General features: G+C 51.8%; 16 protein-coding genes and 1 CRISPR repeat array. Of the genes, 12 read left to right on the top strand and 4 right to left on the bottom strand.

Annotated elements, in window-relative coordinates; translation table 11 throughout:
• On the top strand, window positions 1–186 hold a 186-nt coding region (locus THISIDRAFT_RS09285; RefSeq protein ID WP_006786759.1), incomplete at its 5' end, for a flagellin.
• Between the two features lie 194 nt (window positions 187–380).
• On the opposite strand, the gene THISIDRAFT_RS14815 is transcribed toward THISIDRAFT_RS09285, so the two are convergent.
• The 4 genes from THISIDRAFT_RS14815 to THISIDRAFT_RS09270 form a co-directional block, all read right to left on the bottom strand.
• Window positions 381–635, bottom strand: coding sequence for an RpnC/YadD family protein (locus THISIDRAFT_RS14815; protein ID WP_006786758.1), 255 nt, complete (start codon window positions 633–635; stop codon window positions 381–383).
• Between the two features lie 76 nt (window positions 636–711).
• Window positions 712–1,233: an Rpn family recombination-promoting nuclease/putative transposase gene (locus THISIDRAFT_RS14810; RefSeq protein ID WP_006786757.1), complete on the bottom strand. Its 522-nt coding sequence runs from the start codon at window positions 1,231–1,233 to the stop codon at window positions 712–714.
• Window positions 1,234–1,394: 161 nt separating this feature from the next.
• Window positions 1,395–7,345: a CRISPR direct-repeat array (repeat unit 36 nt; unit sequence GTCTTAATCCCTTTTAAATCAGGGCATCGGTCAAAC).
• Between the two features lie 194 nt (window positions 7,346–7,539).
• Window positions 7,540–8,163, bottom strand: coding sequence for a DNA-binding protein (locus tag THISIDRAFT_RS09275; RefSeq protein WP_006786756.1), 624 nt, complete (start codon window positions 8,161–8,163; stop codon window positions 7,540–7,542).
• A gap of 501 nt (window positions 8,164–8,664) precedes the next feature.
• A complete protein-coding gene (locus THISIDRAFT_RS09270; protein WP_006786755.1) occupies window positions 8,665–11,334 on the bottom strand; it encodes a tetratricopeptide repeat protein in 2,670 nt (889 codons plus the stop codon).
• 504 nt (window positions 11,335–11,838) lie between these two features.
• On the opposite strand from THISIDRAFT_RS09270, the gene cas6 reads away from it, so the two are divergent.
• From cas6 to THISIDRAFT_RS09215, 11 genes are all read left to right on the top strand, one after another.
• On the top strand, window positions 11,839–12,696 hold the full coding sequence (gene cas6 / locus THISIDRAFT_RS09265; protein WP_139063975.1) for a CRISPR system precrRNA processing endoribonuclease RAMP protein Cas6: 858 nt from the start codon (window positions 11,839–11,841) through the stop codon (window positions 12,694–12,696).
• 24 nt (window positions 12,697–12,720) lie between these two features.
• Window positions 12,721–13,983 carry an RAMP superfamily CRISPR-associated protein gene (locus THISIDRAFT_RS09260; RefSeq protein WP_006786752.1) on the top strand — a complete coding sequence of 421 codons (1,263 nt, stop codon included), beginning with the start codon at window positions 12,721–12,723 and terminating at the stop codon, window positions 13,981–13,983.
• Entirely contained in the window at window positions 13,980–15,962 is a 1,983-nt protein-coding gene (locus THISIDRAFT_RS09255; protein WP_006786751.1) for a Cas10/Cmr2 second palm domain-containing protein, read from the top strand. Before THISIDRAFT_RS09260 ends, THISIDRAFT_RS09255 begins: the two co-directional genes overlap by 4 nt.
• A complete protein-coding gene (locus THISIDRAFT_RS09250; protein ID WP_006786750.1) occupies window positions 15,962–17,143 on the top strand; it encodes a type III-B CRISPR module-associated Cmr3 family protein in 1,182 nt (393 codons plus the stop codon). The genes THISIDRAFT_RS09255 and THISIDRAFT_RS09250 overlap by 1 nt, the downstream gene beginning before the upstream one ends.
• Window positions 17,144–17,201: 58 nt before the next feature.
• Complete coding sequence (cmr4, locus tag THISIDRAFT_RS09245) at window positions 17,202–18,104, top strand: type III-B CRISPR module RAMP protein Cmr4 (RefSeq protein WP_006786749.1); 903 nt, start codon at window positions 17,202–17,204, stop codon at window positions 18,102–18,104.
• A 2-nt stretch (window positions 18,105–18,106) separates the two neighbouring features.
• Window positions 18,107–18,511 (top strand): type III-B CRISPR module-associated protein Cmr5, encoded by a 405-nt coding sequence (gene cmr5, locus THISIDRAFT_RS09240; protein ID WP_006786748.1) that lies wholly within the window; start codon window positions 18,107–18,109, stop codon window positions 18,509–18,511.
• Window positions 18,512–18,522: 11 nt separating this feature from the next.
• The gene (gene cmr6 / locus THISIDRAFT_RS09235; RefSeq protein ID WP_006786747.1) at window positions 18,523–19,698 is read left to right on the top strand and encodes a type III-B CRISPR module RAMP protein Cmr6; all 1,176 of its coding nucleotides are present in this window, start codon (window positions 18,523–18,525) and stop codon (window positions 19,696–19,698) included.
• 44 nt (window positions 19,699–19,742) lie between these two features.
• Window positions 19,743–20,327, top strand: a complete 585-nt coding sequence (locus THISIDRAFT_RS09230; protein ID WP_006786746.1) for a hypothetical protein — start codon at window positions 19,743–19,745, stop codon at window positions 20,325–20,327.
• A gap of 58 nt (window positions 20,328–20,385) precedes the next feature.
• On the top strand, window positions 20,386–20,811 hold the full coding sequence (locus tag THISIDRAFT_RS09225; protein ID WP_006786745.1) for a hypothetical protein: 426 nt from the start codon (window positions 20,386–20,388) through the stop codon (window positions 20,809–20,811).
• 15 nt (window positions 20,812–20,826) lie between these two features.
• The gene (locus THISIDRAFT_RS09220) at window positions 20,827–21,660 is read left to right on the top strand and encodes a hypothetical protein (protein WP_006786744.1); all 834 of its coding nucleotides are present in this window, start codon (window positions 20,827–20,829) and stop codon (window positions 21,658–21,660) included.
• 89 nt (window positions 21,661–21,749) lie between these two features.
• Window positions 21,750–22,928, top strand: a complete 1,179-nt coding sequence (locus THISIDRAFT_RS09215; RefSeq protein WP_006786743.1) for a hypothetical protein — start codon at window positions 21,750–21,752, stop codon at window positions 22,926–22,928.

The following is a 22,928-nucleotide window of genomic DNA, read 5'->3' as shown; positions in this document are numbered from 1 at the left end:
AGCGCCGTCGACAACCTCGGCACCTACAACGTCAACCTCTCCGCCGCCCGCTCGCGGATCTTAGACACCGACTTCGCCGCAGAAACCGCCGCCCTCACCCGCGCCCAAATCCTGCAACAAGCCGGCATCTCCACCCTCTCCCAGGCCAACGCCAGCCCACAAGCCATCCTCTCCCTGCTGCAATAGCAACCCCGTAGCGGCACCCCGTGGCGGCACCTTCCAGGTGCCGCTTTCCCCAACCCGTGGCGGCACCTTCCAGGTGCCGCCCCTGGGAGCGCGTAGCACCCCTGGGAGCGCGTAGCACCAGCTACGCACCGAGGCCGCAGGCCTCGTGGGGTTTAAAAGATATGCGTAGCTGGTGCTACGCGCTCCCAGGCCCCCTAATGCGGCTGTTCCAGGCGCAGCTTCTCAACCTCAGCCACCGACAAGCCCGTACTCTGGGCAATCTGTTCGTTCGTGAGTACCCCTAGCTTGAGCAGGTTGCGGGCTGTGTTGATGGCTTTAAGATGTTGCCCCTTCTGCAAGCCAATCTCCTCGCCCCGCTGCAAGCCGAATTCCTCACCCTCCTGCCGCCCCTCCTGCCATCCTTTCTGACGCTCTTTCTCCGCCCAGGTCTGTAGATTTTCTGCCAGCATTGCATGATCCTCCGTTAAACGGTTGATGTGTTCTAACGCGGTTTGGGTTTCTTTACCTAACTGTCTGAGGTGGCGTTTAAGCCAGCGGGTAATGACTTCGTCTAAGCGCGCTTTTTGCGGGTGGGCGCGCAGGCTCCTGGGAACGCGTAGCACCAGCTGCGCATAAACCCCCGCGAGGCCTGCGGCCTCGGTGCGTAGCTGGTGCTACGCGCTCCCAGTTGTACAGCACTACCGGGAAGATCGGCGGCATGCCTTTTTTGACGGTGGTGGCTTTGGTTTTGAGCAGGTGGTCGTAAAAGCAGGCGACGTAGTGCAGCAGCCGGATCGGCAGGCGGTAGTCTACCGTGGATTGAAATTCTAACAGCAGGTAGACAAAGACCTGTTGTGTGTTTTCTTCCCCGTGGAGTTGCACAGACCAGACTTTGTCTTCGAATTTTTCATTGAACAACGGCGTGATGTAGTTGCCGCTGTGGTCGGTGAGGGTAGTAAAGTCCATCATGGCGGCGATTTCTTGGGGCGCAAAGCCTTCGATGAGCTGGCGGACCAGCTCGGGGTAGCTGAACAGTTCTTTGTAGCCGCTGTCGTGGTGGTTGCTCATGAGGTGTCTGGGCGTTTGGGCGTGTTCTGGGTGGGCAGTTTAGCATAGGCCGGGAGGGCGGCATCCAGCCTTTTTTAAGAAGGGATGGGGTGGTTGTTTGGAAAACTTACTTAATCTAAAAATAAAAAAGCCGAGTCATCATGACTCGGCTTTTTTCTTAAATCTCAATCCCTTTTAAATCAGGGCATCGGTCAAACCTAAGCTCAAAGCTTAGTGTCCGCTTCTGTCGTCTCAATCCCTTTTAAATCAGGGCATCGGTCAAACTCACCTTACCACAAATAGTTCTCTGCAGAGGCTGTCTTAATCCCTTTTAAATCAGGGCATCGGTCAAACGCCAGGGATTGGCTATCTCGCTGGCGAGCCAGCGGTCTTAATCCCTTTTAAATCAGGGCATCGGTCAAACGAGGGAGGCTGAAATAGCAGCCTCCCTAGGAGATGTCTTAATCCCTTTTAAATCAGGGCATCGGTCAAACAGCTCAAGAGCAAAACGTTGACGGAAGAGCAGTCTTAATCCCTTTTAAATCAGGGCATCGGTCAAACAAAATAAAAGGATTTAATCTTCATACTATCTATGTCTTAATCCCTTTTAAATCAGGGCATCGGTCAAACCTCAAAGGGAAAAAGTTAACCGAAGAGCACAGTCTTAATCCCTTTTAAATCAGGGCATCGGTCAAACCGAATGGGGTGTGAATATGGCCGTATTCACACGTCTTAATCCCTTTTAAATCAGGGCATCGGTCAAACAACCGGTTCTTCCCATACATCCCCGATGAGGGGGTCTTAATCCCTTTTAAATCAGGGCATCGGTCAAACGATTCAACTCCTTGAAGACCACATTGATGGTCTTGTCTTAATCCCTTTTAAATCAGGGCATCGGTCAAACGAAGCCGACATGTATTTCGTGTCGGCTTCTGGGGGTCTTAATCCCTTTTAAATCAGGGCATCGGTCAAACAATGCTGGCCACGGATGGCGCCTCCGTGATGCAAGGTCTTAATCCCTTTTAAATCAGGGCATCGGTCAAACCGTTTTTTTCGCTACCAGTCTTGTTCCTTCTGGTCTTAATCCCTTTTAAATCAGGGCATCGGTCAAACGGTGCATCTCCAATACCCTGAGCGCCCTGAAAGAAGTCTTAATCCCTTTTAAATCAGGGCATCGGTCAAACGGTGCATCTCCAATACCCTGAGCGCCCTGAAAGAAGTCTTAATCCCTTTTAAATCAGGGCATCGGTCAAACAACTCCTGAAGGAGGTCCAAGGCAAAAAGTTTTGTCTTAATCCCTTTTAAATCAGGGCATCGGTCAAACGGACTGAGAGGGTATATCCTTCTCAGTCCCCATTGTCTTAATCCCTTTTAAATCAGGGCATCGGTCAAACAAGACCAGTTACTCGGTAAGTAACGGTCCTCGGCGTCTTAATCCCTTTTAAATCAGGGCATCGGTCAAACTTTTTGGGCGACCCGTAAACTGGTAGAAACCATGTCTTAATCCCTTTTAAATCAGGGCATCGGTCAAACGGTAAAAAAAGGCACCAGTGTGGTGCCACACAAAGTCTTAATCCCTTTTAAATCAGGGCATCGGTCAAACAGCTGAGGACCGTTACTTACTTAAGTAACGGTCTGCGTCTTAATCCCTTTTAAATCAGGGCATCGGTCAAACCCCTAGGCAAAGATAAAGTTTTAATAACTTCTTTGTCTTAATCCCTTTTAAATCAGGGCATCGGTCAAACCATATCAGACGATAATTGGAGAATGACATGACTGTCTTAATCCCTTTTAAATCAGGGCATCGGTCAAACCATATCAGACGATAATTGGAGAATGACATGACTGTCTTAATCCCTTTTAAATCAGGGCATCGGTCAAACCCCAATGGAATTGGCTGGGAGGTGCTGAGTACATGTCTTAATCCCTTTTAAATCAGGGCATCGGTCAAACCGTGCCAGCGGAGCAATCCGTTGGCTGGTGGGGAGTCTTAATCCCTTTTAAATCAGGGCATCGGTCAAACCCATGTATACATTGAACGATGCTGCGCATCAGTCTTAATCCCTTTTAAATCAGGGCATCGGTCAAACGACGAAGTCAAGGACTTAGTGCGGCGCATAGACGTCTTAATCCCTTTTAAATCAGGGCATCGGTCAAACGCCCTGGATGTTGCAGTGTCCCGGGCGACGACGGTCTTAATCCCTTTTAAATCAGGGCATCGGTCAAACCTATTCAGAGGGAATTTCTGTTCCAAAAGCAAGAAGTCTTAATCCCTTTTAAATCAGGGCATCGGTCAAACGCATTCTGGGTGGGCTTCATCGGCACTCTGGTGGCGTCTTAATCCCTTTTAAATCAGGGCATCGGTCAAACTAAGGTAGTGGTCTAGCGATCATTTCGATTGACGTCTTAATCCCTTTTAAATCAGGGCATCGGTCAAACGATATGAGCATGCTGATTTGGTTGGTGGTAGTAGTCTTAATCCCTTTTAAATCAGGGCATCGGTCAAACGACGAGCAGAAGGATGTGGTGCGTCGGATCAAAATGTCTTAATCCCTTTTAAATCAGGGCATCGGTCAAACAACTAATCGGTACTTCAGCGTGCCACCTTTGGTCTTAATCCCTTTTAAATCAGGGCATCGGTCAAACATTTTGAAGTAGCTTTTGAGATCCTTCAGGATCTGTCTTAATCCCTTTTAAATCAGGGCATCGGTCAAACGGGCCCTTGAGCTCTTAAATGAGCTCAAGGATAAGTCTTAATCCCTTTTAAATCAGGGCATCGGTCAAACATCTAAGGGTACCGCAATGGTACCCATTGACGAGTCTTAATCCCTTTTAAATCAGGGCATCGGTCAAACAACCTCAATGGAGGTGGTTATGGAAAACGAGAGTCTTAATCCCTTTTAAATCAGGGCATCGGTCAAACCGAGAAACTTAGTCTTACCCGTGAAGAGCTCAGCGTCTTAATCCCTTTTAAATCAGGGCATCGGTCAAACATCTTCGGTTTTCAATAAACGTCGTAAATACGGTTTGTCTTAATCCCTTTTAAATCAGGGCATCGGTCAAACCATGTATTTCGTGTCGGCTTCAGGGGAATATGTCTTAATCCCTTTTAAATCAGGGCATCGGTCAAACGATGCCATTGACAACGGTGTCGATCTGGGAAGTCTTAATCCCTTTTAAATCAGGGCATCGGTCAAACACAAACAATCCCATTGATTACAAAGAGATGGTGTCTTAATCCCTTTTAAATCAGGGCATCGGTCAAACGGCCACTGTTAGTTTCAAAAAACAGTTTTTTGCGGTCTTAATCCCTTTTAAATCAGGGCATCGGTCAAACTTAAACAAAAATTTTTCGCATACGTCCCCGAAGTCTTAATCCCTTTTAAATCAGGGCATCGGTCAAACGACTGATTAAAAATTATGAACGTGACTTTTACAGTCTTAATCCCTTTTAAATCAGGGCATCGGTCAAACAGCTCCTGGAGGAGCTCAAGAACAAGAATCAAGTCTTAATCCCTTTTAAATCAGGGCATCGGTCAAACATCACCTTACCAAAGATAGTTCTCGTCAGAGGCTTGGGTCTTAATCCCTTTTAAATCAGGGCATCGGTCAAACCTCCGGCTACCGGTCACAAGGAAACGATCCGCAACGAAGTCTTAATCCCTTTTAAATCAGGGCATCGGTCAAACCAAAAAAACAATTTTTCGCATACATCCCCGAAGAGTCTTAATCCCTTTTAAATCAGGGCATCGGTCAAACCTATTTTTGTTCTTTTCTGCATTGTCTTCACCCGTCTTAATCCCTTTTAAATCAGGGCATCGGTCAAACTTTTTTGCAATCTGTTTCGTTGTAGGGTTTGTGTCTTAATCCCTTTTAAATCAGGGCATCGGTCAAACAATGGTTTGCCTGTATCAATACCCTGTAAGGGGTCTTAATCCCTTTTAAATCAGGGCATCGGTCAAACAGTAGAACCACGGTACAGACACGTCTTCGGCCCGTCTTAATCCCTTTTAAATCAGGGCATCGGTCAAACCCTTAAGGGGATTTTTGGAGAATTATCATGATCTGTCTTAATCCCTTTTAAATCAGGGCATCGGTCAAACGACATGGGGGGTTCATTGGGAGTGGCCGTGCAAGGTCTTAATCCCTTTTAAATCAGGGCATCGGTCAAACTCTTGGGCTTACTTGGAGGACTATGACTTCCCATAGTCTTAATCCCTTTTAAATCAGGGCATCGGTCAAACGCCGGATGCGGCGCACTCCCGGGAGAGGACGACTGTCTTAATCCCTTTTAAATCAGGGCATCGGTCAAACCCCCGCTTTACAGTGTTGAGCGCGAGTTGGTCGGTCTTAATCCCTTTTAAATCAGGGCATCGGTCAAACCGATGTCGCCGAGTTCTATGCGGCAAAAGCCGCAGTCTTAATCCCTTTTAAATCAGGGCATCGGTCAAACGTGCATCATGGCTACGTTTTTCACGATCGCTTTGTCTTAATCCCTTTTAAATCAGGGCATCGGTCAAACCCAACAGTTCCTCGATTACATCGGGGAACTTCGTCTTAATCCCTTTTAAATCAGGGCATCGGTCAAACTGAAATTGCCGCCAATTTTTGCGGCAATGTTCGTCTTAATCCCTTTTAAATCAGGGCATCGGTCAAACATCATGACTAAAAGAGTTTGGCATAAGATTCTTGAGTCTTAATCCCTTTTAAATCAGGGCATCGGTCAAACAGCACACGACATGGATGTCGTGTTAGGATTAGGTGTCTTAATCCCTTTTAAATCAGGGCATCGGTCAAACAAAGTGCCAGACACCCTCCCAAAGGAAGACTATCGTCTTAATCCCTTTTAAATCAGGGCATCGGTCAAACGGATTGCCCGTAGGGGATGTAAAAACAAATATCGGTCTTAATCCCTTTTAAATCAGGGCATCGGTCAAACAGTATTTTGATTTGGTTAGTTGTGGTATTGGTTGTGTCTTAATCCCTTTTAAATCAGGGCATCGGTCAAACATCAAAAACTGGAAATAATGCGCAGTTTGTTAAAGTCTTAATCCCTTTTAAATCAGGGCATCGGTCAAACTGAGGTTGAGGGGCGGCTCTTCGCGCTCTCCGAGGGTCTTAATCCCTTTTAAATCAGGGCATCGGTCAAACGACTTGGCCGAGTTCTATGCGGCAAAAGCTGCAGTCTTAATCCCTTTTAAATCAGGGCATCGGTCAAACCAAAGCCTTCTGGAGAAAGACGTAGAGTATTTAGTCTTAATCCCTTTTAAATCAGGGCATCGGTCAAACAATCAAGGAAGAAGAATTTAGATAAAGTATTTTTTAGTCTTAATCCCTTTTAAATCAGGGCATCGGTCAAACTGATGTCGAGCTAACCTCAATGGAGGTGGTTATGGTCTTAATCCCTTTTAAATCAGGGCATCGGTCAAACTCTTTCCTCGCCGCCGTAAAGGCGAGGACCACGAAGTCTTAATCCCTTTTAAATCAGGGCATCGGTCAAACATTTTACCCTATTTTTCAAGGCGAATTCCAATCGTCTTAATCCCTTTTAAATCAGGGCATCGGTCAAACCGTAAAGGCGAGGACCACGAAGACCAAGAGGAACGTCTTAATCCCTTTTAAATCAGGGCATCGGTCAAACAAAATATATGTCCATGTCTTAACATGGACGACGTCTTAATCCCTTTTAAATCAGGGCATCGGTCAAACATTCCGGTAGATCCGCAATTGGCCGTGCCGTGTATAGTCTTAATCCCTTTTAAATCAGGGCATCGGTCAAACAGCTATTATTGCGAGAAAGCCGCAGTCCAAGGGTCTTAATCCCTTTTAAATCAGGGCATCGGTCAAACGCCGACATGTATTTCGTGTCGGCTTCTGGGGAGAAGTCTTAATCCCTTTTAAATCAGGGCATCGGTCAAACAGTGACGGAAAACATCTGCCACTGTGGGGCAGATGTGTCTTAATCCCTTTTAAATCAGGGCATCGGTCAAACGCTTCAGAGTTTCACCAGAATTGCTCTGGAATTTTGTCTTAATCCCTTTTAAATCAGGGCATCGGTCAAACCGACCTCACCTTAGCTTTGAACCTCCTTAAAGAGGTCTTAATCCCTTTTAAATCAGGGCATCGGTCAAACCCACTGGGTTGTGGGGGCGTTAGAGGGCTGTGTAAGCCTGCTGTAGCGCCATTTTTGACCGTTTTTTTCACCTTCGGGCTGCCTTTTCGTTTGACCGTGGTTTACGGTATCACAGGGTGTATTTTGTGGTCAAGTCTTTGGGGCATTTTTTTTATTTTGCCGTTAGGTATTTTTTTGAAGGTGCGGTTTTTGGGTTAGTCCATGGGGTCTGTGGGCTGTGTTTTGGCTTTGCGCTGGATGGCGAGTTGTGCTTTAAGTGTTTGATTTTCTTTTTTTAGTTTTTCGATGGTTTGTTGGGCTTTGTGGTATTCGCGTTGTTGATTTTCACGTTGGAGGCTGTGTTTTATCGTAAGGTGTTTTTCTTTTTCAAGGAGGTTTTGCAGGCGTTTGATTTCTTTTCGGTTTTCTTTGATTTCCAGGGTGTGTTTGAGGGTTTGGCGCTGGTGTCGGGTGTTTTGTTGGTTTTGTTGGGTCTGGTGGTGTTCGTGTTGATTTTTTTGTTCTTGAAGTTGTTGTTTTAGTTCGTTATTTTCGGTTTCTGCTTGTTCAAGTTGTTGGGTTATTTTGGTGTTGACGGCTCTGGCGTAGCGTTGGAGTTCGGCAAAGAGGGCGGCGGTGAATTCGAGGGAGAGTTTGGTGGGGTGGAGTTTGGCGTTGGGGTTGGTGGCTTTCCAGCGTTTGAGGTGGCGGTGGATGGTGTTGGGGGAGCCGGTGTGCAGGCGGGCGCGGACGTTTTTGATGGTGGGGCGTTCGCCGAGGTCGAGGAGTTCTTGGGCGGCTTGGGCGACGCTTTCGTAGGTGATTCCGGGTCTTGGCATAGTGGGTTGGTTTTTTTAGTGGGTTGTTTGGTTTGGGTTTTTTATGGGGTATTGTTGTGGTGTATTTTATAGCATAGTTTTGGGTGTGGTGGGTAGGGTTTGGGGTGTTTGGGCGGCGGTGGTTGGGTGTATGGTGTTGGGGTTGATAGGGTATGGTTTTGGTTTTGTTTGGGTTGTTTTTTATGGGGTTTGTGGGTGGGGGTGTATTGTGTATTTTTTTTTGTCGTGATGTTGGGTGGGGTTTTGGGGGGGTGAGCGCGCTGGGTGGCCGTTTTGGGGTGTTTTTGGGGGTTTTAGGCGGTTTTTGGTGTTTTTGGGGATGGTTGTGGGGGGGAGTGTATGGGATTTTGGGGGTGTTTTCTATTCTTTTTTGCATTCTTTAACCCCGCCACTCATAACCACCCCGCCCCTGACGGGGCACCCCTCCTTGATAAGGAGGGGAGTTTTTAAGCGGCATCTGGAAGATGCCGCCACGGCTGGAAGGTGTCGCCACGGGGGCGGTTAGTGGAAGTTGAAGGGGATGATGTCTTCGAGCATGGGTTTGGGGTTTTTGAGTGTGTCTGGGTTTTGTATGTAGTGTGTCAGTTTGTTGATGTGTGTTTGTGCTGCGGGTATTTGTTGGGTGAGTTGGTTTTGTGTGGTGTGGGCGTGTTCTGGGGGCCAGGGGTTGCCGAGGTGGTGGGCGATGACGCGGATGCAGGCGCCGATGAGTTGTACGACGGGGCCTTGGTCGCTTTGTTGGGCGAGGTTTACGCCTTCGAGTGCGTGTTCCAGGGCGGCGGCGGGGTCGTGTGGGTGGAGCAGGATGGCGCGGTATAGTTGGATGAGTGGCCAGGGGTGTCCTTGTCCTTGGGCCCAGTGGTCGCGTTGTTGTAGGTATTGGGTTTTGCCGCTGGCGTTGGGGTGTAGGGCGAGGTAGCGCACGAGGAGGTGGTGTGTGTATTTGTCGCGGTCGTTGTTTGAGGTGGCGAGGGTGCTGGCGGCGTCGGGGAGTGGCCCGGTGACGGTGGTGATGGCGTTGGCGAGGTGTTGGGGGTCGGTGTGGGGGGCGTCCATGAGGGCGATGGCGCGGTAGGTTTGTGTCTGGCGCATTTCCAGGTGGGCCTGGTGTGGGTTGGAGAGTTTGGCAAATAGGTTGAGGGCTTGGTCAAAGTGGGCCAGGGCTTGGGTTGTGTCGCCGGTGAATGCGGCATGTTGTCCGAGTGTGGAGTGTATTTGGGCGAAGTAGCGCAGGCCGGGTATGGCGATGGGTAGGGTGCTCCAGGGTTGTATGGTTTCACGGGCTTGGGTGAATTCGTAGCGGTTGGTGAGGTTGACGGCGAGGTTGAGTTCGGCGCGGCAGACCAGTGGGGCGTTTTCTTCCATGAGTTTTTGGCCGTAGGTGTGTAGTTCTGTGCGCCAGGTTTGTTCGACTTGGCCGAGGTGGTTGCTGTGGGCTAGTTTGGCGATGAGCCAGATGTAGCGGGCCAGGGGGGGGAGTTTTTGTTGGGCGGGGGCGAAGTGTTCGAGCCATTGGACTTGTTGGCCGAGGGCGCGCAGGTCGATGGCTTTGCTGTCGAGGTGGTTGAGGGTGTGTTCGAGGTAGCGTTCCCAGAGGGGGGCTTGGGTTTGGCAGGTTTGGCCGAGGCGTTCGAGGATGGTTGTGATGAGGCTGCCGGGTTGGTCGTTTTGTTGTTGTGTGAGGAGTATGGCCCAGTCGTCGCCTTCAAGGGCGATGCCGCGATCGAGCCATTCCCAGGTGCGGGTGATGGTTTGGGCGTCGCCGGTGAGGAAGCAGTTGCCGATAAATTGTGTGTTTTTGAGGCATTCGCGGCTGTGGGGGGCGCTGGCTGACCAGATGAAGGCGAGGGCGTCGACGTAGCCGTTGAAGCTTGAGTCGCGTTTGCCAATGATTCTGATTTGGCATTGAATTTGGCGGGCGCGTTGTGGGTAGGTTTGTGCCAGGCGCAGGAGGGCGTCGTAGGCGAGGGCTTTCCATTCCATGCCTTGGGCAAATTCGTTGCGTTGTTCAATTTCTACGGTGAGTTGTGTGGGGCCGTCTATCGGGAGTAGGCGCAGTACGAGGTCTATGAGTCGCAGTACGGCGAAGGCCCAGCGTTCTACCAGGGCTTGTGGGAGTTGTTGTACGGTGATGCCGAGTACGCCGACGGGGGCGTCGAGGATGGCTTGGATGACGCGGTCAATTTCTGCGATGTTTTGATCTACGGCGTGCCAGCCGCGAGGCAGTTGGTTGAGGCCGTGGCGTTGGGGCATGAGCAGGCCGACGATGCGCCCGAGTTTGGGGTTGTCGGCGCGCATGTTTTGGGCGTCGGGGTCAAAGCGTGTGCCGGTTTCGTCGATGAGGAGGGTCCAGTGTGGGCTTGGTTTGAGTCCGCGTATGTCTTGGGGGTGGAGGGTGGTTTGCGGGATGGCGGCGAAGTGTTGCCGTTTGGGGGCGGGGGTGGGTGTTTGGGGGGTGGCCGGGGTTTGGGTGCGCGGTTTGACGCGGCTGATGGTTTGGCCTTGTTGTTGTCGGCTGCGGGCTTCTTGGTAGCGGTTTTTTGCGTGGTTGCCTTTTTCGAGTTGTTTGTTGGCGCGCCAGACGATGTCTGGGCGTTTTTTTCTAAGCTGGGCGAGGGCTTGTTTGGCTTGGGTGCTGTCTTTGCCGTGGGTGTTGCCGATTTTGTAGAAGGGGTCGATCAGTTGGCGTGCTTGTTCGCCGCGCTGGATGCGGGCGGCTATGATGTTGTCATGGCCGGGGTGATCGCTGGCGCATTCGGCGAGGACTTCTTGCAGCTTTTGCTTGCCGTCTGGGCCGCTCCATGAGGCATAGTATTCGATGTCTTTAAGGACGTTGTTTAGGGGGCGTTTGGGGGGCGGGGGGATGATGATTTCGGTGACGATTTCTGCCGCGGTGGGTTCGGTTTGGGCGGCTGGGGGGATGATGGCTTCTGCGGTTAGGGCTTGCGTTGCGGTTTTTTGCTCTGCGGTGGGTTCGGCGTGAGGGCTTGCTGCTGCGGGGGTGTCAGCCGGGGGGGTGGTCGTGGCGGTTTCTGTGGGGGTGGGGGGCGTGGGTTTTGCCGCCGGGAGGCTGGTTTGAGGGGTGGGGGCGGGTTGTTCGGGCGGCAGGGCAGGTTTTTGGATGCGCTTAAAACCGAATTTTTGCAGTATTCTTGTTAGCCATGTGAACATGATGTGCTGTTCCTAAAAACCTAAGCAAAGTTGCTCAGGATGGTTTTTCGGTAATTCGCTCTCCGTTGATAACACCCTTGCGGGCGAGCAACTGGAGTCCGGGTTGAGCAGTCCCAACCGAATGGCCGGTCAACACCGGCAACATGGGCGGTTTCAGCCGTCGAAACCCAGCTTGCGCCATAAAAGTGGCCTCGGCGTTCATCCTGAACAGAGAACAACTTTGCGATTCGACTTCGACCCCGACCATAGAACGCGAAACCTTCGCGCTTGTAGATAACCTATCTACAAGCGAAAATTCTGATAAACAATGAAGAAAAAATCAAGAACTATTTTTTTGCTCCTGTTTGGGTCAAAGTGGGGTGTTTTTTTATGCCGGGCGGGTGTTCGGCTTTTTTTCGTGGAGGCGGGATGCAGGCGTTACCTTTGCAGGTTTTCAGGTTGTTTTTTGAGGCGGAGACTTCAGGAACTTGGCGGGATTTTCCGGGGTTTGTGTGGCGCGGGGCGTTGGGAAACCGTTTGCGGCGGATGAGTTGTGTGACGGGGGCGCAGACGTGCCGGGGGTGTCCGGTGGTGAATACCTGTGCGTATGGGTATGTGTTTGAAACGCGCCCTGTGCCGGGGGTGGCGGATGGGTTGCTGGAAGGGATGACGGCTGCGCCACATCCTTTTGTGTTGGCGCCGCGTCATGCGTGGGCGGTGACGGCGGGGGAGTTGGTGGCGCTGGATGTGGTGATGGTTGGGCGCGGGATGCGTTACGCGCAGCATGTTTTGCATTCTTTGCAGCGTTGTGGGGAGGGTGGCTTGGGTCCTGAGCGGGTGCGGTTGCGCTTGCAGGAGGTTGGTCAGGCGCGCTTTGCGGGGAGTGGGGAGTGGTTGTCGGTGTATGATGCTCAAGGGCGCTGGGCGTTGTTTGAGGGGGCGCTGGTGCAGCCTGGTGCGGTGCCTGAGCAGGTGGTGTTGACCTTGTTGACGCCGGTACGCTTGCGGGTGGCGATGCAGTATTTGGGGGTGAAGGATTTTGCGTTTGCGCCGTTTTTTTCGACGCTGTTGCGGCGCATTTCGCAGTTGGCGGCGTATCATGGGTTGGATCCGTCGGCCACTGATTTAGATATCATTGATTATCGTCACTTGGCAAATCAGGCAAAAACCTTAGACTGTGCCTGTAAGGATTTGCAGTGGCATGACTGGCGACGTTTTTCGAGTCCGCAGAAGACGGCGGTGCCGATGGGCGGGGTGACGGGCCAGTGTGTTTTACAGGGCGAGGCTTTGGAAGAGATTTGGCCTTGGTTGTGGTTAGGACAGTGGCTGCATGTGGGTAAAGGTGCAGCGATGGGGCTGGGCGGGTATCGCTTGGCATATTGATTGATGTGTCGTAAGGAGAAATTGATGACTCAGGTTGCTCAATGGATGGCGCAATTGCAGCAGGCGAGCGGTTCTGCTGAGATTGTGGCTCATTTTGAGGTGGTGACGCCGATGTTTATCGGCGATGGTGAGCAGATTGCTCGGGATGTGCGGCCACCGTCGTTGAAGGGGGCGTTGCGTTTTTGGTGGCGGGCGCTGCGTTGGGGGCATTGCTTGAGTGCTGCGGGGGGCCGTGTGGATGCGGCTTTGCGGCAGTTGCATCATGAGGAGGCGGTGTTATTCGGTTTGGCGGTTAAGGGGGATCAAGGGGGACAGGGGATGTTTAGTTTGACGGTGGAGTATCAGGGGAAGGTGGTTGGCCGTAGGGATGCAAATGCCTGGAAGCCCGGCCTTGGGACGCAGTATTTGCTTGGTCAAGGTTTGTGGCATTTTCGGGATAGGTTGTTGCGCGATTATTTGCCGGAGGGCGGGCAGTTTGTGGTGCGTTTACGTCCGCACCGGCGGCAGGATCAGGCGTTATGGGCTTCGCTGGAGGATGCGTTGCTGGCATTTGGGTTGTTTGGTGGGCTGGGGAGTCGTGCGCGGCGCGGGCTTGGTTCGGTGAGTTTGATCGCGCTTGAGGGGTCTGGCCATGTGCTCCCGAAAACCCGTGCGGAGTATTTGCGGTGTGCGCAGCGCTTATTTTCGCATTCGTTGAATATTAAGGAGATGCCGCCGTTTACCGCCTGTTCGGCGCATACGCGTCTGGATGTGTCGAATCAGGGGAAAAAGCCTTTGGATTTATTGGAGGCGATTGGCGGGGAGTTTCAGTTGTATCGTGCCTGGGGTAATAACGGCAAAGTTGGGTCTAAAGACGCTGAGCGAAATTTTGCGCTGGATCATCACGAGGCGTTGCGGGCGGCTCAAGGGGAGCTGCCTAAAAAGGTGCCGCAGCGGGTGGTGTTTGGTTTGCCGCATAATTATTTTTTCAGTGGCAGCAAAGCCAAGGTGGATATTAGTGTGCATAAGGAGGCGGCGGGTGAGCGGCGGGCTTCGGCTTTGTTGATGCATGTGCATCGGCTGTGTGAGGGTGATTATCTGGGGGTGCAGGTGTTTATGCCGGCGGCATTTTTGCCGGGCCGAGCGGGGAAACCCGGGCAGTTGAAGTTTAAGCCAGGGCGTGGGCGCGAGATGCGTTTGGAGTGTCCAGATACGGCGGTGGATTGGAAGGTGGTGCATCGCTTTTTGGATCGGTTTACGGAGCGTAGTTCTGTGCGTGCTGAGGGCGGGCAAGGCGGTGGGCGATGAGTGAGACGATGCAGTATTTTCATTTGACGCTGGGGCCGGTACAGGGTTTTGTGGCACAGGCGCGGCGTACGCGGGATTTTTGGGCGGGGTCGTTTTTGTTGTCGTGGCTGGCCAGTGTGGCGATGTTGAGTGTGCGCCAGCAGCGGGGGGAGATTGATTTTCCGATTCCGGATGAGGATTTTTTAAAGGCGATGCAGGGGCTTGAGCCTAAGGTGTGGCCTGAGCAGGGTAGTGTGCCTAATCGCTTTAAGGCGTTTGGGGCGCGGGTGCAGGCAGATTTTGATCCTCAGCAGGTGGTGTCTGCGGTGCAGCAGGCGTGGCTGGCGTTGTGTCAGACGGTGTGGGAGGCGGATTTGGCGGTGGTGCTTGATGCGCATTCTCGGGAGCAGCGGGAGATTACGCAGAAGATCTGGTATCGCCAGTTGCAGGCGTATTGGGAGATCAGTTGGTGTTTGACGACGGATGATACGGTGAGCAATCTGCTGGATCGGCGCAAGAATTGGCGCAGTCATGTCTTGCCGGATGAGCCGGGGATCAAGTGCATGATGATGGAGGGGTTTCAGGAGCTTTCGGGTGTGCTGTATCCCGATCAGAAGGTGTTGGCGCGTTTTTGGGAGCGGCTGCGGGGGCATTTGCACGGCGGTGAGTTGGATTTGCGTGATAAGGAGTGTTTGAGCGCGTTGGGGTTTGTGAAGCGGCGTTTTGTGCGGCATTTTCCCAAGTTTGAGACGGTGTTGGATAATGGGGTGCGTTTGCGTGGGTGGTCGTTAGCTCCGCAGGTGCCTTCGTTGTTGTATCTGGCGGCGGCGCCGTGGTATGCCCAGGTGTTAAGGCAGGCGCAAAAAACGCCGGAGGTGCGGGCGTCGCTGGAGGTGTTTTTGGCGGCGGCGGAGCGCTTTGGTGGGACAACGGAGGTGGCAACGCCGCTGCGTTCTGTGCGTGAGGCGGTGGTGGGCTGTCAGGGTTTGCCCTCGCGTTATGCGGGTATTGATGGCGCGGTGTTTCATGAGTCGGCCTTGCAATTGGAGCAGCTGCGGGCTTCGCCGGAACGGGCTGAGGCTGCTGCGCAGTTGTTAAGGCATTTGCAGGTTTTGCGCAGGGCGGCGCATTTGTCCGCGCCGCCGGGTTCGTTTTATGCGGTGTTGATCATGGATGGCGATAGCTTGGGTTCGCAGATGAGTGATGTCACCAAGCAGGTGCGCATTTCTCAGGGGTTGAATGCGTTTACCCAGGGCGTTCCTGCACGCGTTAAGGAGATGGATGGCTTTTTGGTGTATGCCGGGGGCGATGATGTGCTGGCGCTGGTGACGGTGGAGCGGGCAGTGGCGTTGGCGGTGGCGTTGCGTGAAGATTACCGAAAGTGTTTTGAGGCGCAGAATCAAGGCCAGGTAACGCCGGTGGTGACCAGTTTGTCGGGTGCGTTGATCTTTGCGCATAGTAAAAATCCTTTGACTTTTGTGCTGGGTGAGGCGCATCGGGTGCTTGATGAGGTGGCAAAGGATCAGACAGGGCGCGATGCGCTGGCGATTGAGGTGTTAAAGCCTGGTGGGGTGCATGTGCAATGGAGTCAGCCGTGGGCGCATCTGTTGGCCCCGGAGCATCGCGGGAATAGCGGGGATTTGTTGACGGAGGTGGTGCGTTTGTTTCGTGATCGGGAGGCGCAGTCTGCCTTTACTAACCGGTTTATTTTTAAGGTTACGGAGGTGTTGCAGCGCTTGCCGGAGGATTTGCTGGCTCAGGATAGGCTGTTGCGGGCGTTGCTGAAGGCGGAGTTGGTGCATTCAGGGTTGAACCTGGAGAAAACCGAGAATCGCGAGGCGCAGATTCAGGCTTTGCTGGACCCGCTGTTGTCTTTGGCGGTGCCGCATCAGCGTAGAACAAATGCCTTGGGGCAAACGCTTGAGATCAAGAGTACGGGGCGCTTTGATGGGGATGGTTTGAAACTGGTGCGCTTTTTGGCGCAAGGAGGCTTGGCGTGATGCTGCGCTGGCGTTTGGAGATGGTGGATACCTGGTTTTTTCGCGAGGCGCGTTCGCATGATGCGGTGGGTGTGGGGCAGCTGTATTCAGATTTTCCGCCACCCATTGGAACCTTGTATGGGGCGATTCGTACCTGTTTGGGGGATTGCCTGGGGGTATCGTGGGATACGTTTGCCCAGGAGCAGGCGGAGCATTATGCGCTGTTGGGTGATGGTGAGCGCCTTGGGGCCGTGCAGATTGCGGCGGTGCAGTTAGCGCGGGGGGATGAGGTGTTGTATCCCGCGCCGGCGGATTTGCTAAAAAAAGCCCATGCTGATGGTAGCGGTTTTGCGGTGATGCGTTTGACGGTGGGTGCGCCGGTGCTGTGTGATCTGGGTTATGTGGCTTTGCCGGAGTTGCCTGCTGGGGCGCCGCCGGGGTGTAAGCCGCTGGCGCCGGCCTGGGTCACGGCAACGGGCTTGCAGCGTTGGCTGGCGGGTGCGGTGCCCACACAGGCGGAGGTGGTGACGCTGGCGGATTTGATTGCCTCGGAGCCACGTATCGGGATTGCGCGGGATGTGCGGCGTGCCTCGGTGAAGGAGGGGTTGTTGTATCAGACCTTGCATTTGCGCCCTAAGCAGACCTTTTATGTGGATGTGTATGTGCAGGGGGTGCCTGAGGCGTTGGCGGCGCAGTTGCCTAAGCAGACCAGTGTGCGGTTGGGCGGGGAGGGGCGGTGTGCGGCGGTGACGATTGAGCCAGTGGCGGCGTTACCGGTGCCCGAGCTGAGTCCGCCTGTGAGTGCCGTGCGTGGACTGGCGGTGTTGTTGGCAACGCCGGGGGATTTGCGCACGGTGGATAGCGCCGATACAGAGGGCGTGCCGTGGTGTTTGCCGGGATTTCATGCGTGTACGGATGCGGCCGGTTTGGTGAGCCATTGGTCGGGGCAGGTGGCCGGTATTGCGCTGAATCTGCATAGTTGTGTGCAGGATCGTCCGTTGCGCCGGGGTGGCTGGGATATGCGTCAGCGTCAATCCAAGGCGCTGGGAAGTTTTGCCGCGCCGGGGACGGTGTTTTATGTCACGCCGACCTCATCTGCGCAGGATATGTCTGCCGCTGCTCAGGCGCTGCATGGTTATCGGCTTAGTGCGAATAGTTTGCATGCGCCGGGGCTTTTGCTGGCGGGATGGTGGATGGCCTAGCATGGCCATGCGCTTACCTTGGGTTTATTGTTAAGGACTGTTTAAGGATTTTATCACTATGACTTTTATCGCTCATCAGGTTTTAGGATTGACGTGTGAAACCCCGTTGCATGCCGGTGGAGGTGGCAAAGAGGCGGTGATTGATTTGCCGATTCAGCGTGAGGCGCATACCGGTTGGCCGTGTGTGTATGGTTCGTCGATGAAGGGGGCATTGCGGGCAAGGGCGGAGTTGTTGCCCCTGGACAATACGTTAATTGTGCAGGCATTTGGGCCGGATACGGAAAACGCCAGCGAACATGCCGGGGCCTTGCTGGTCAGTGATGCGCGCTTGTTGTTATTGCCCGTGCGTTCTTTGACGACGCATTTTAAGTGGGTGACCTGTCCGGCATTGTTGCGCCGCTTGTTGATGGATCTGGCGCGGGCGGAGTTGGGGGGGGTGTCGCTGACCTTGCCCAAGGTGGAGGCAGGTACGGCGTTAGGCTTTATTGATCGTCCCCTTGATGATCTGTATCTGGAGGAGTTTCGCTTTGCGTACAAGGAATGGCCTGGGATGGATGCGTGGGTGAGTGTGTTACAGCGCTTTGATGCTCCGGTTGCCGGGATTGATGTCCAGACGCAGCGTGAGGTGCTGAAAGAGCAGTTGGTGTTAGTCGATGATGACAGTTTTAGCCATTTGTGTCGTAGTGCCTTGCCGGTGTTGCCGCATATTCGTATCAATAGCGCAACCAAGACGGTGGCGGCGGGGGCTTTGTGGTATGAGGAGAATCTGCCCGCTGAGACAATGCTATATACCGTGCTCAGTGCGCAGCCTTCGCGCAAGCCAGAGCATCCCATGGAGGCAAAGGTTTTGTTGGATACGCTCACCGAGCAGCTGTTTGCCACGCCTTATGTGCAGATCGGCGGCAATGAAACGACCGGGATGGGCTGGTGTCGGGTGGCCCGCGTTCATGCGGAGGGGTGAGTATGTCTAAGCTGATTGAGCAACAACGGGCTGAGTTTGCGTTACGCGCCATTGAAAACGCTTTGGCGATGCCAGAAAACTCGCATTATCAGCACAAGGAGCTGAAAAGCTATGCCCGCCGTCTGCCGGCGATGATTCAAAGCAATGGCTTTGGGCAGGCCATGGCGTTTTATTATTCCAAACGGGAAAAATTTCATGCCTATGGGATGATTTACCAGATGGTTGAGGATTGGCTGTGCCGCTCAGGTCAGGTGTATGCCGGAACCAACGAGGCGCCGCGCTTGCTCAAGGCGATCACGCAGCATGATCAGATGATGTATCGGCGCGCTCAGGCGGAGACTTTGGCGTTGATGATCTGGGTGAAAAAATTTGCCGAGGCGCTGATCAGTGCCGATGATGCGGCCTGAAGGAGGGCGATATGTTGCCGTTATATCAAGGACATACGATTCCATCGGGCGAGCAGGCCAGTCGTGGGCGGGCACAATCAAAGGCCCATCCGGGACTGTGGTTTGAGCGTTTTTTCAATACCTATGATGATCAGTATGTGGTTCATGAAGAAGCGAAGGTGCAGTTTCTTAAAGGCCTGAAAAGTATGAATGGCCAGGATGGGCAGTGTGGTGAAAAACATCGTTTGGAATATGCCCTGCTACGCCAGCGCGCCTTAACCCAGGCCTGTCACGGTAAGATGCTGTTTCGCCGGGCGGCCTGGAATTTTGTCACCGGTTTGGGTCATCCGCATCCGGTGGAGAATGCCTTGTTGTTTCATCCTACGCTGGCGGTGCCGTATCTGCCCGGCAGTAGTGTGAAGGGGATGGTGCGGGCCTGGATTGAGCAGAATCTGCAAAACCCGCAGGCGGCGTTGTTGCGTCTGTTTGGGAGCGAGGATAAAGACCCGAATCTGAGCACGGTTGATTTTACTACCGGCGAGATTATCTTTTTTGATGCGCTGCCGGTGCAACCGGTGAAGCTGGTGGTGGATACCATGACGCCACACATGGGCGATTGGTATGAAAAAGGCGGTAGTGTGCAAACGCATGGTGCTAAGTGTGTGCCGGCGGATTGGCATGACCCGGTGCCGGTGCCTTTTTTGGCGGTGAGTGATGTATTGATGCAGTTTAGTTTTGCCCCGCGCCTCCAGCAAGACGATAGTCATGATGTGCTCGCCTTGGTGGAATATGCGCTGGATCAGGCGCTTAGTACGCTGGGCGCCGGTGCCAAGACCGCTGCCGGTTATGGGGCCTTTTTACCACCCACGGATCGCCAACAGCGCGAATTGGATCAAGTGCTGCAGGAACAGGATGCGATACAGGTCGCACAACAAGAGCAGGCCGAGGAGCAGGGTTTATCTGAGCAAGCGCTGCGGATTAAAACACTGAAGAAGCAAAGCGAGCTCCCGCAAAACCAGCAGCCACAAAGCAATGGCGATTATTGCCGTGAATTGCATCAGGCCGTTAGTGAGGCTAACGCCTGGCCGGATGCTGAAAAACGCGAACTGGCGGCTTTTGCTCGGGAGTTTTTTAAAAAATATACCAGCAAAAACAAACAAAAGGAGTATCTGCCAGCCGTGCGTGAACTAGAAGGCGGTCAGGGCTAAGTATTTACACTGTGCGCCCTTTCCACCTTTTTTAATCGCTGTTTATGAGCCGGGCACGCGCCCGGCTTGTTTTATCGCTGCATAATCAAAAAACTTTTCTTAAAAATAAAAATATGATAAAGTCAATTTTAGACAAAAAAGCAATCGATATAATACAAGAAAAAGTTCAAGAAGGTTTAAAAGAAACAGAAAGCAAAACAAATAAAATAATTTTTTATTTGTTTTTATGGGTGTTTTTTATAGCATTTGTTTTGTTTTTTGCTATATATTTATTTTCCTTTTTAATAAAAAGTAAGGTGCTTTTTTATTTTTTATTGATAGTGTATTTTTTTCCTGTTTTTTATGGTATTTATGCAATCAATAAATATCGATCAAGTTTATTTAATTTTGTTTTTACCTGCAGGTTCAGCCCCAAAAAATTTATTTCAAATAAAATCTATGAGGATTTAGAAAATAAGAATAACTATTATAAAGCTATTGAAAAAATAGGATACTCAAAAGAAAGAATAATTTCAATATTTGAAAACTCAAGAGAGGGTGCAATTATATACAAAAAAAATAAAAAAATTTTTAACAAAAAAGGCATTTATTTTGATTGCATTTGTTGCTTTTTATTTTTCTATTTTTAAATTTTTAATAGCACCTTTTTTGTTTATTTATACAACACAATAATCAGAGGGACTATTCATGTTTCGTGCTTATAAAAAAAAGCGATCGGTGGCTAAAAACGAGCAACCGGCGGCGCCGTCTGAAATGGTTTTGGGTAAAGCGGAGGGCTTTATCTTTTGGTGCGACCAGCGCGCACTGATTTTTGGATCAGATCGCTATCCGGTACCCAGTGATTCTCGCCCAGTAGTTTCCATCATGCGTGATGATTTGGTACACGCCATTGTTTTACCGTGTACCCGAAACCCGAAAACATGGGATCCCATGAATTTTTTCAAACTAGAGCCAGAGCATATTTTAATGCGGAAGGAAAAGCAGCAGAAAACGCAAAGCTTTGTTTATTGGCGTTACGAAACAGTGCCGCATTTAAGCGTAGGAAAGAAAATCGGTATGCTTTCCCAAGAGGCACGCATTGCATTATTCCATTGGTTGCGCCATCGTTATTGATTTAAGGATGTTAAGATGAGTAATGAATTTGATAAAGAGTTAAGTGATCTTTGGAACAGTCGCGGCGAAGGTGATCCTGAAAAATTGGAGCAATTATACCGACTCATTGAAAAATTGCTACGCAATTATACCCGACCCTTTGCACGTTTGGAGGGATTGGACGGGTTGGACGATACGCAACGCAAAGATCAGTATATTTCTGATTTTTTTATGGATAAAGTTTTTGGTGGAGGTGAAAATACACGCTGTGACCATGTTGGTGCATTGAAATTATTCTATAAAAGATACCTCGAAGATGTTGCGCGAAAATATGAAAAAATCCATAGAAGGGAAATATCGGATCATTTTGAAAGCGCCGGTGAAGAAGAAGACGAAGAAATAAATGTTACTGACAAGGAGGCGCATAAGCAATGGGAAGATAATGCGCGTGCGGGCGAAGATGTTTCAGGTCATTTTAGTGCTTTGAATGAGCTTGGGCTTTCGGAGGCATTTGTTGCGGCATCGCTTCGAAAAATTATCAAGGAGTATAGCCATCCCGATAAATATTGGGTGATTCTCTTTATTGGCTATCACTACTGCCAGGACGCCGATGACCGGGAGCCGCTGGGCAAGCTGGCAAAACGTAAAAAAATTCAGTCCTATGCGTATAAGGCGGAAAAACTGGGCTTTAACTGGCGTGATGCGGGTAACTATCAAGGGTTTGCGGAGAAAACCCTCCTGGGTCAATGGCTGCGCTCCTTGGGTATTGATCTGATTCCAGAAAACCGATTGGCCATTGCCGAAGCTTTGAAAATCTTGTGTGCTGAAGCGTTGAGTTGGGTAGAACGGCAGGATGACGCCCCGGGTTGAGGTCTGCGCCCCTATGCGTTAATCCATGCACAGCCTTAGGGCTATTGCTGCCATGTAAGCATTATTCAACTTTTTTTGTGGAGGTTCCCATGAGTCACTTATTGCATCCGCCATTAACGGTTATTGAACGTAAACATCTTGGGTTATCAGACCGCCTCATTCAGGCGATGCATGATAATGAGCTATCCCCTGCTTTGCGTGAAAAGGTGCTGGCCCATCCGGACTGGGCTGTTTATGGACATATTGAAGAAGATCAGCAAACCGAGGTGGAGATACAAACATCTACGGATCCATTGATTCCATCCGCGATCAGGGATTTAATCGCCCGTCGTTGTGCGGCGACAAAGGCCCGTTTTGATGCGGTCCCCACAGCGGGGCAAATTGTTGCTATTGAGCACCTGGAGATCCCAAAAAATGCTGATTTTGAGGGCTTTTTAGGAGCGCCGCTGTATGTAGTGCTTGATGCGCCACATGAACTGCTGGATAACTACTGGCATGGGTGGATGGCGTCTGGAGAGGTCAGCTATGCCACTCATTGGGACTTCATTCTTCAAGAGCAGGATCAGCCCTTTGATCCAGAGGTGGGGATGGTGCAGCTATGGAACCCGGTGGTAGTCCCCGTTCATGCCAAATCGCGGGTGATGGGGCAGTTAAGTCCAGCGCGGATGCAGGCGGTGCGATCGTTGGCGGCTGATTTTCTCACCGCGCCGCCGGATGCCACACAGCCCTCATGTCCAGGGCGTGTTGTGGTGCGTTCAACATCTCACGGCTTAGCGGTGGTCACTGGAACGCCTCTGAGTGGGGTCGATGACCCGCGCAGGGACTATCAGGAGATTTTACTGGAAGCCGCTGCGCCTTTGCGTGAACTGGCACAGCTGGCTTTGCAGAGGGGTGCGAATATGCAAGAGTGGTGGTCAGACCTTATTGCGAATATTCGCAATCTCTGGTCAGATTTGGAGGTGGTGCAACCGGTTGCGGTGCCTATGCATACGGCTGCCCAGTCTGCGCAGCTGCCAGATATTATCTGGGTTGGACGGGCACGGGTGCGCTTGCTCAGATTTAATGATGCCCAACATGGGACGCTGGAGGTGCAGTCCCTGGGCGAGCGGGCGGTGGAGATTGAGCTGTGGGAAGGGGAAACGCTTAGTGATGCTGTGACCCTTCATCCGCAAAGCACCTGCACGATGAGCTGGGAAGAAACCCATGCTGAATTGCGCTTGTTGCATCATGGCGAGGTGCGCATCCTGCCTTTGGCGGGGCGGGGGTAG

The sequence above is a fragment of the Thiorhodospira sibirica ATCC 700588 genome (assembly GCF_000227725.2).
Lineage (GTDB): Bacteria > Pseudomonadota > Gammaproteobacteria > Ectothiorhodospirales > Ectothiorhodospiraceae > Thiorhodospira > Thiorhodospira sibirica.
The sequence above is the reverse complement of the archived record's forward strand: the minus strand, read 5'-3'. Positions and strand labels throughout refer to the sequence as shown.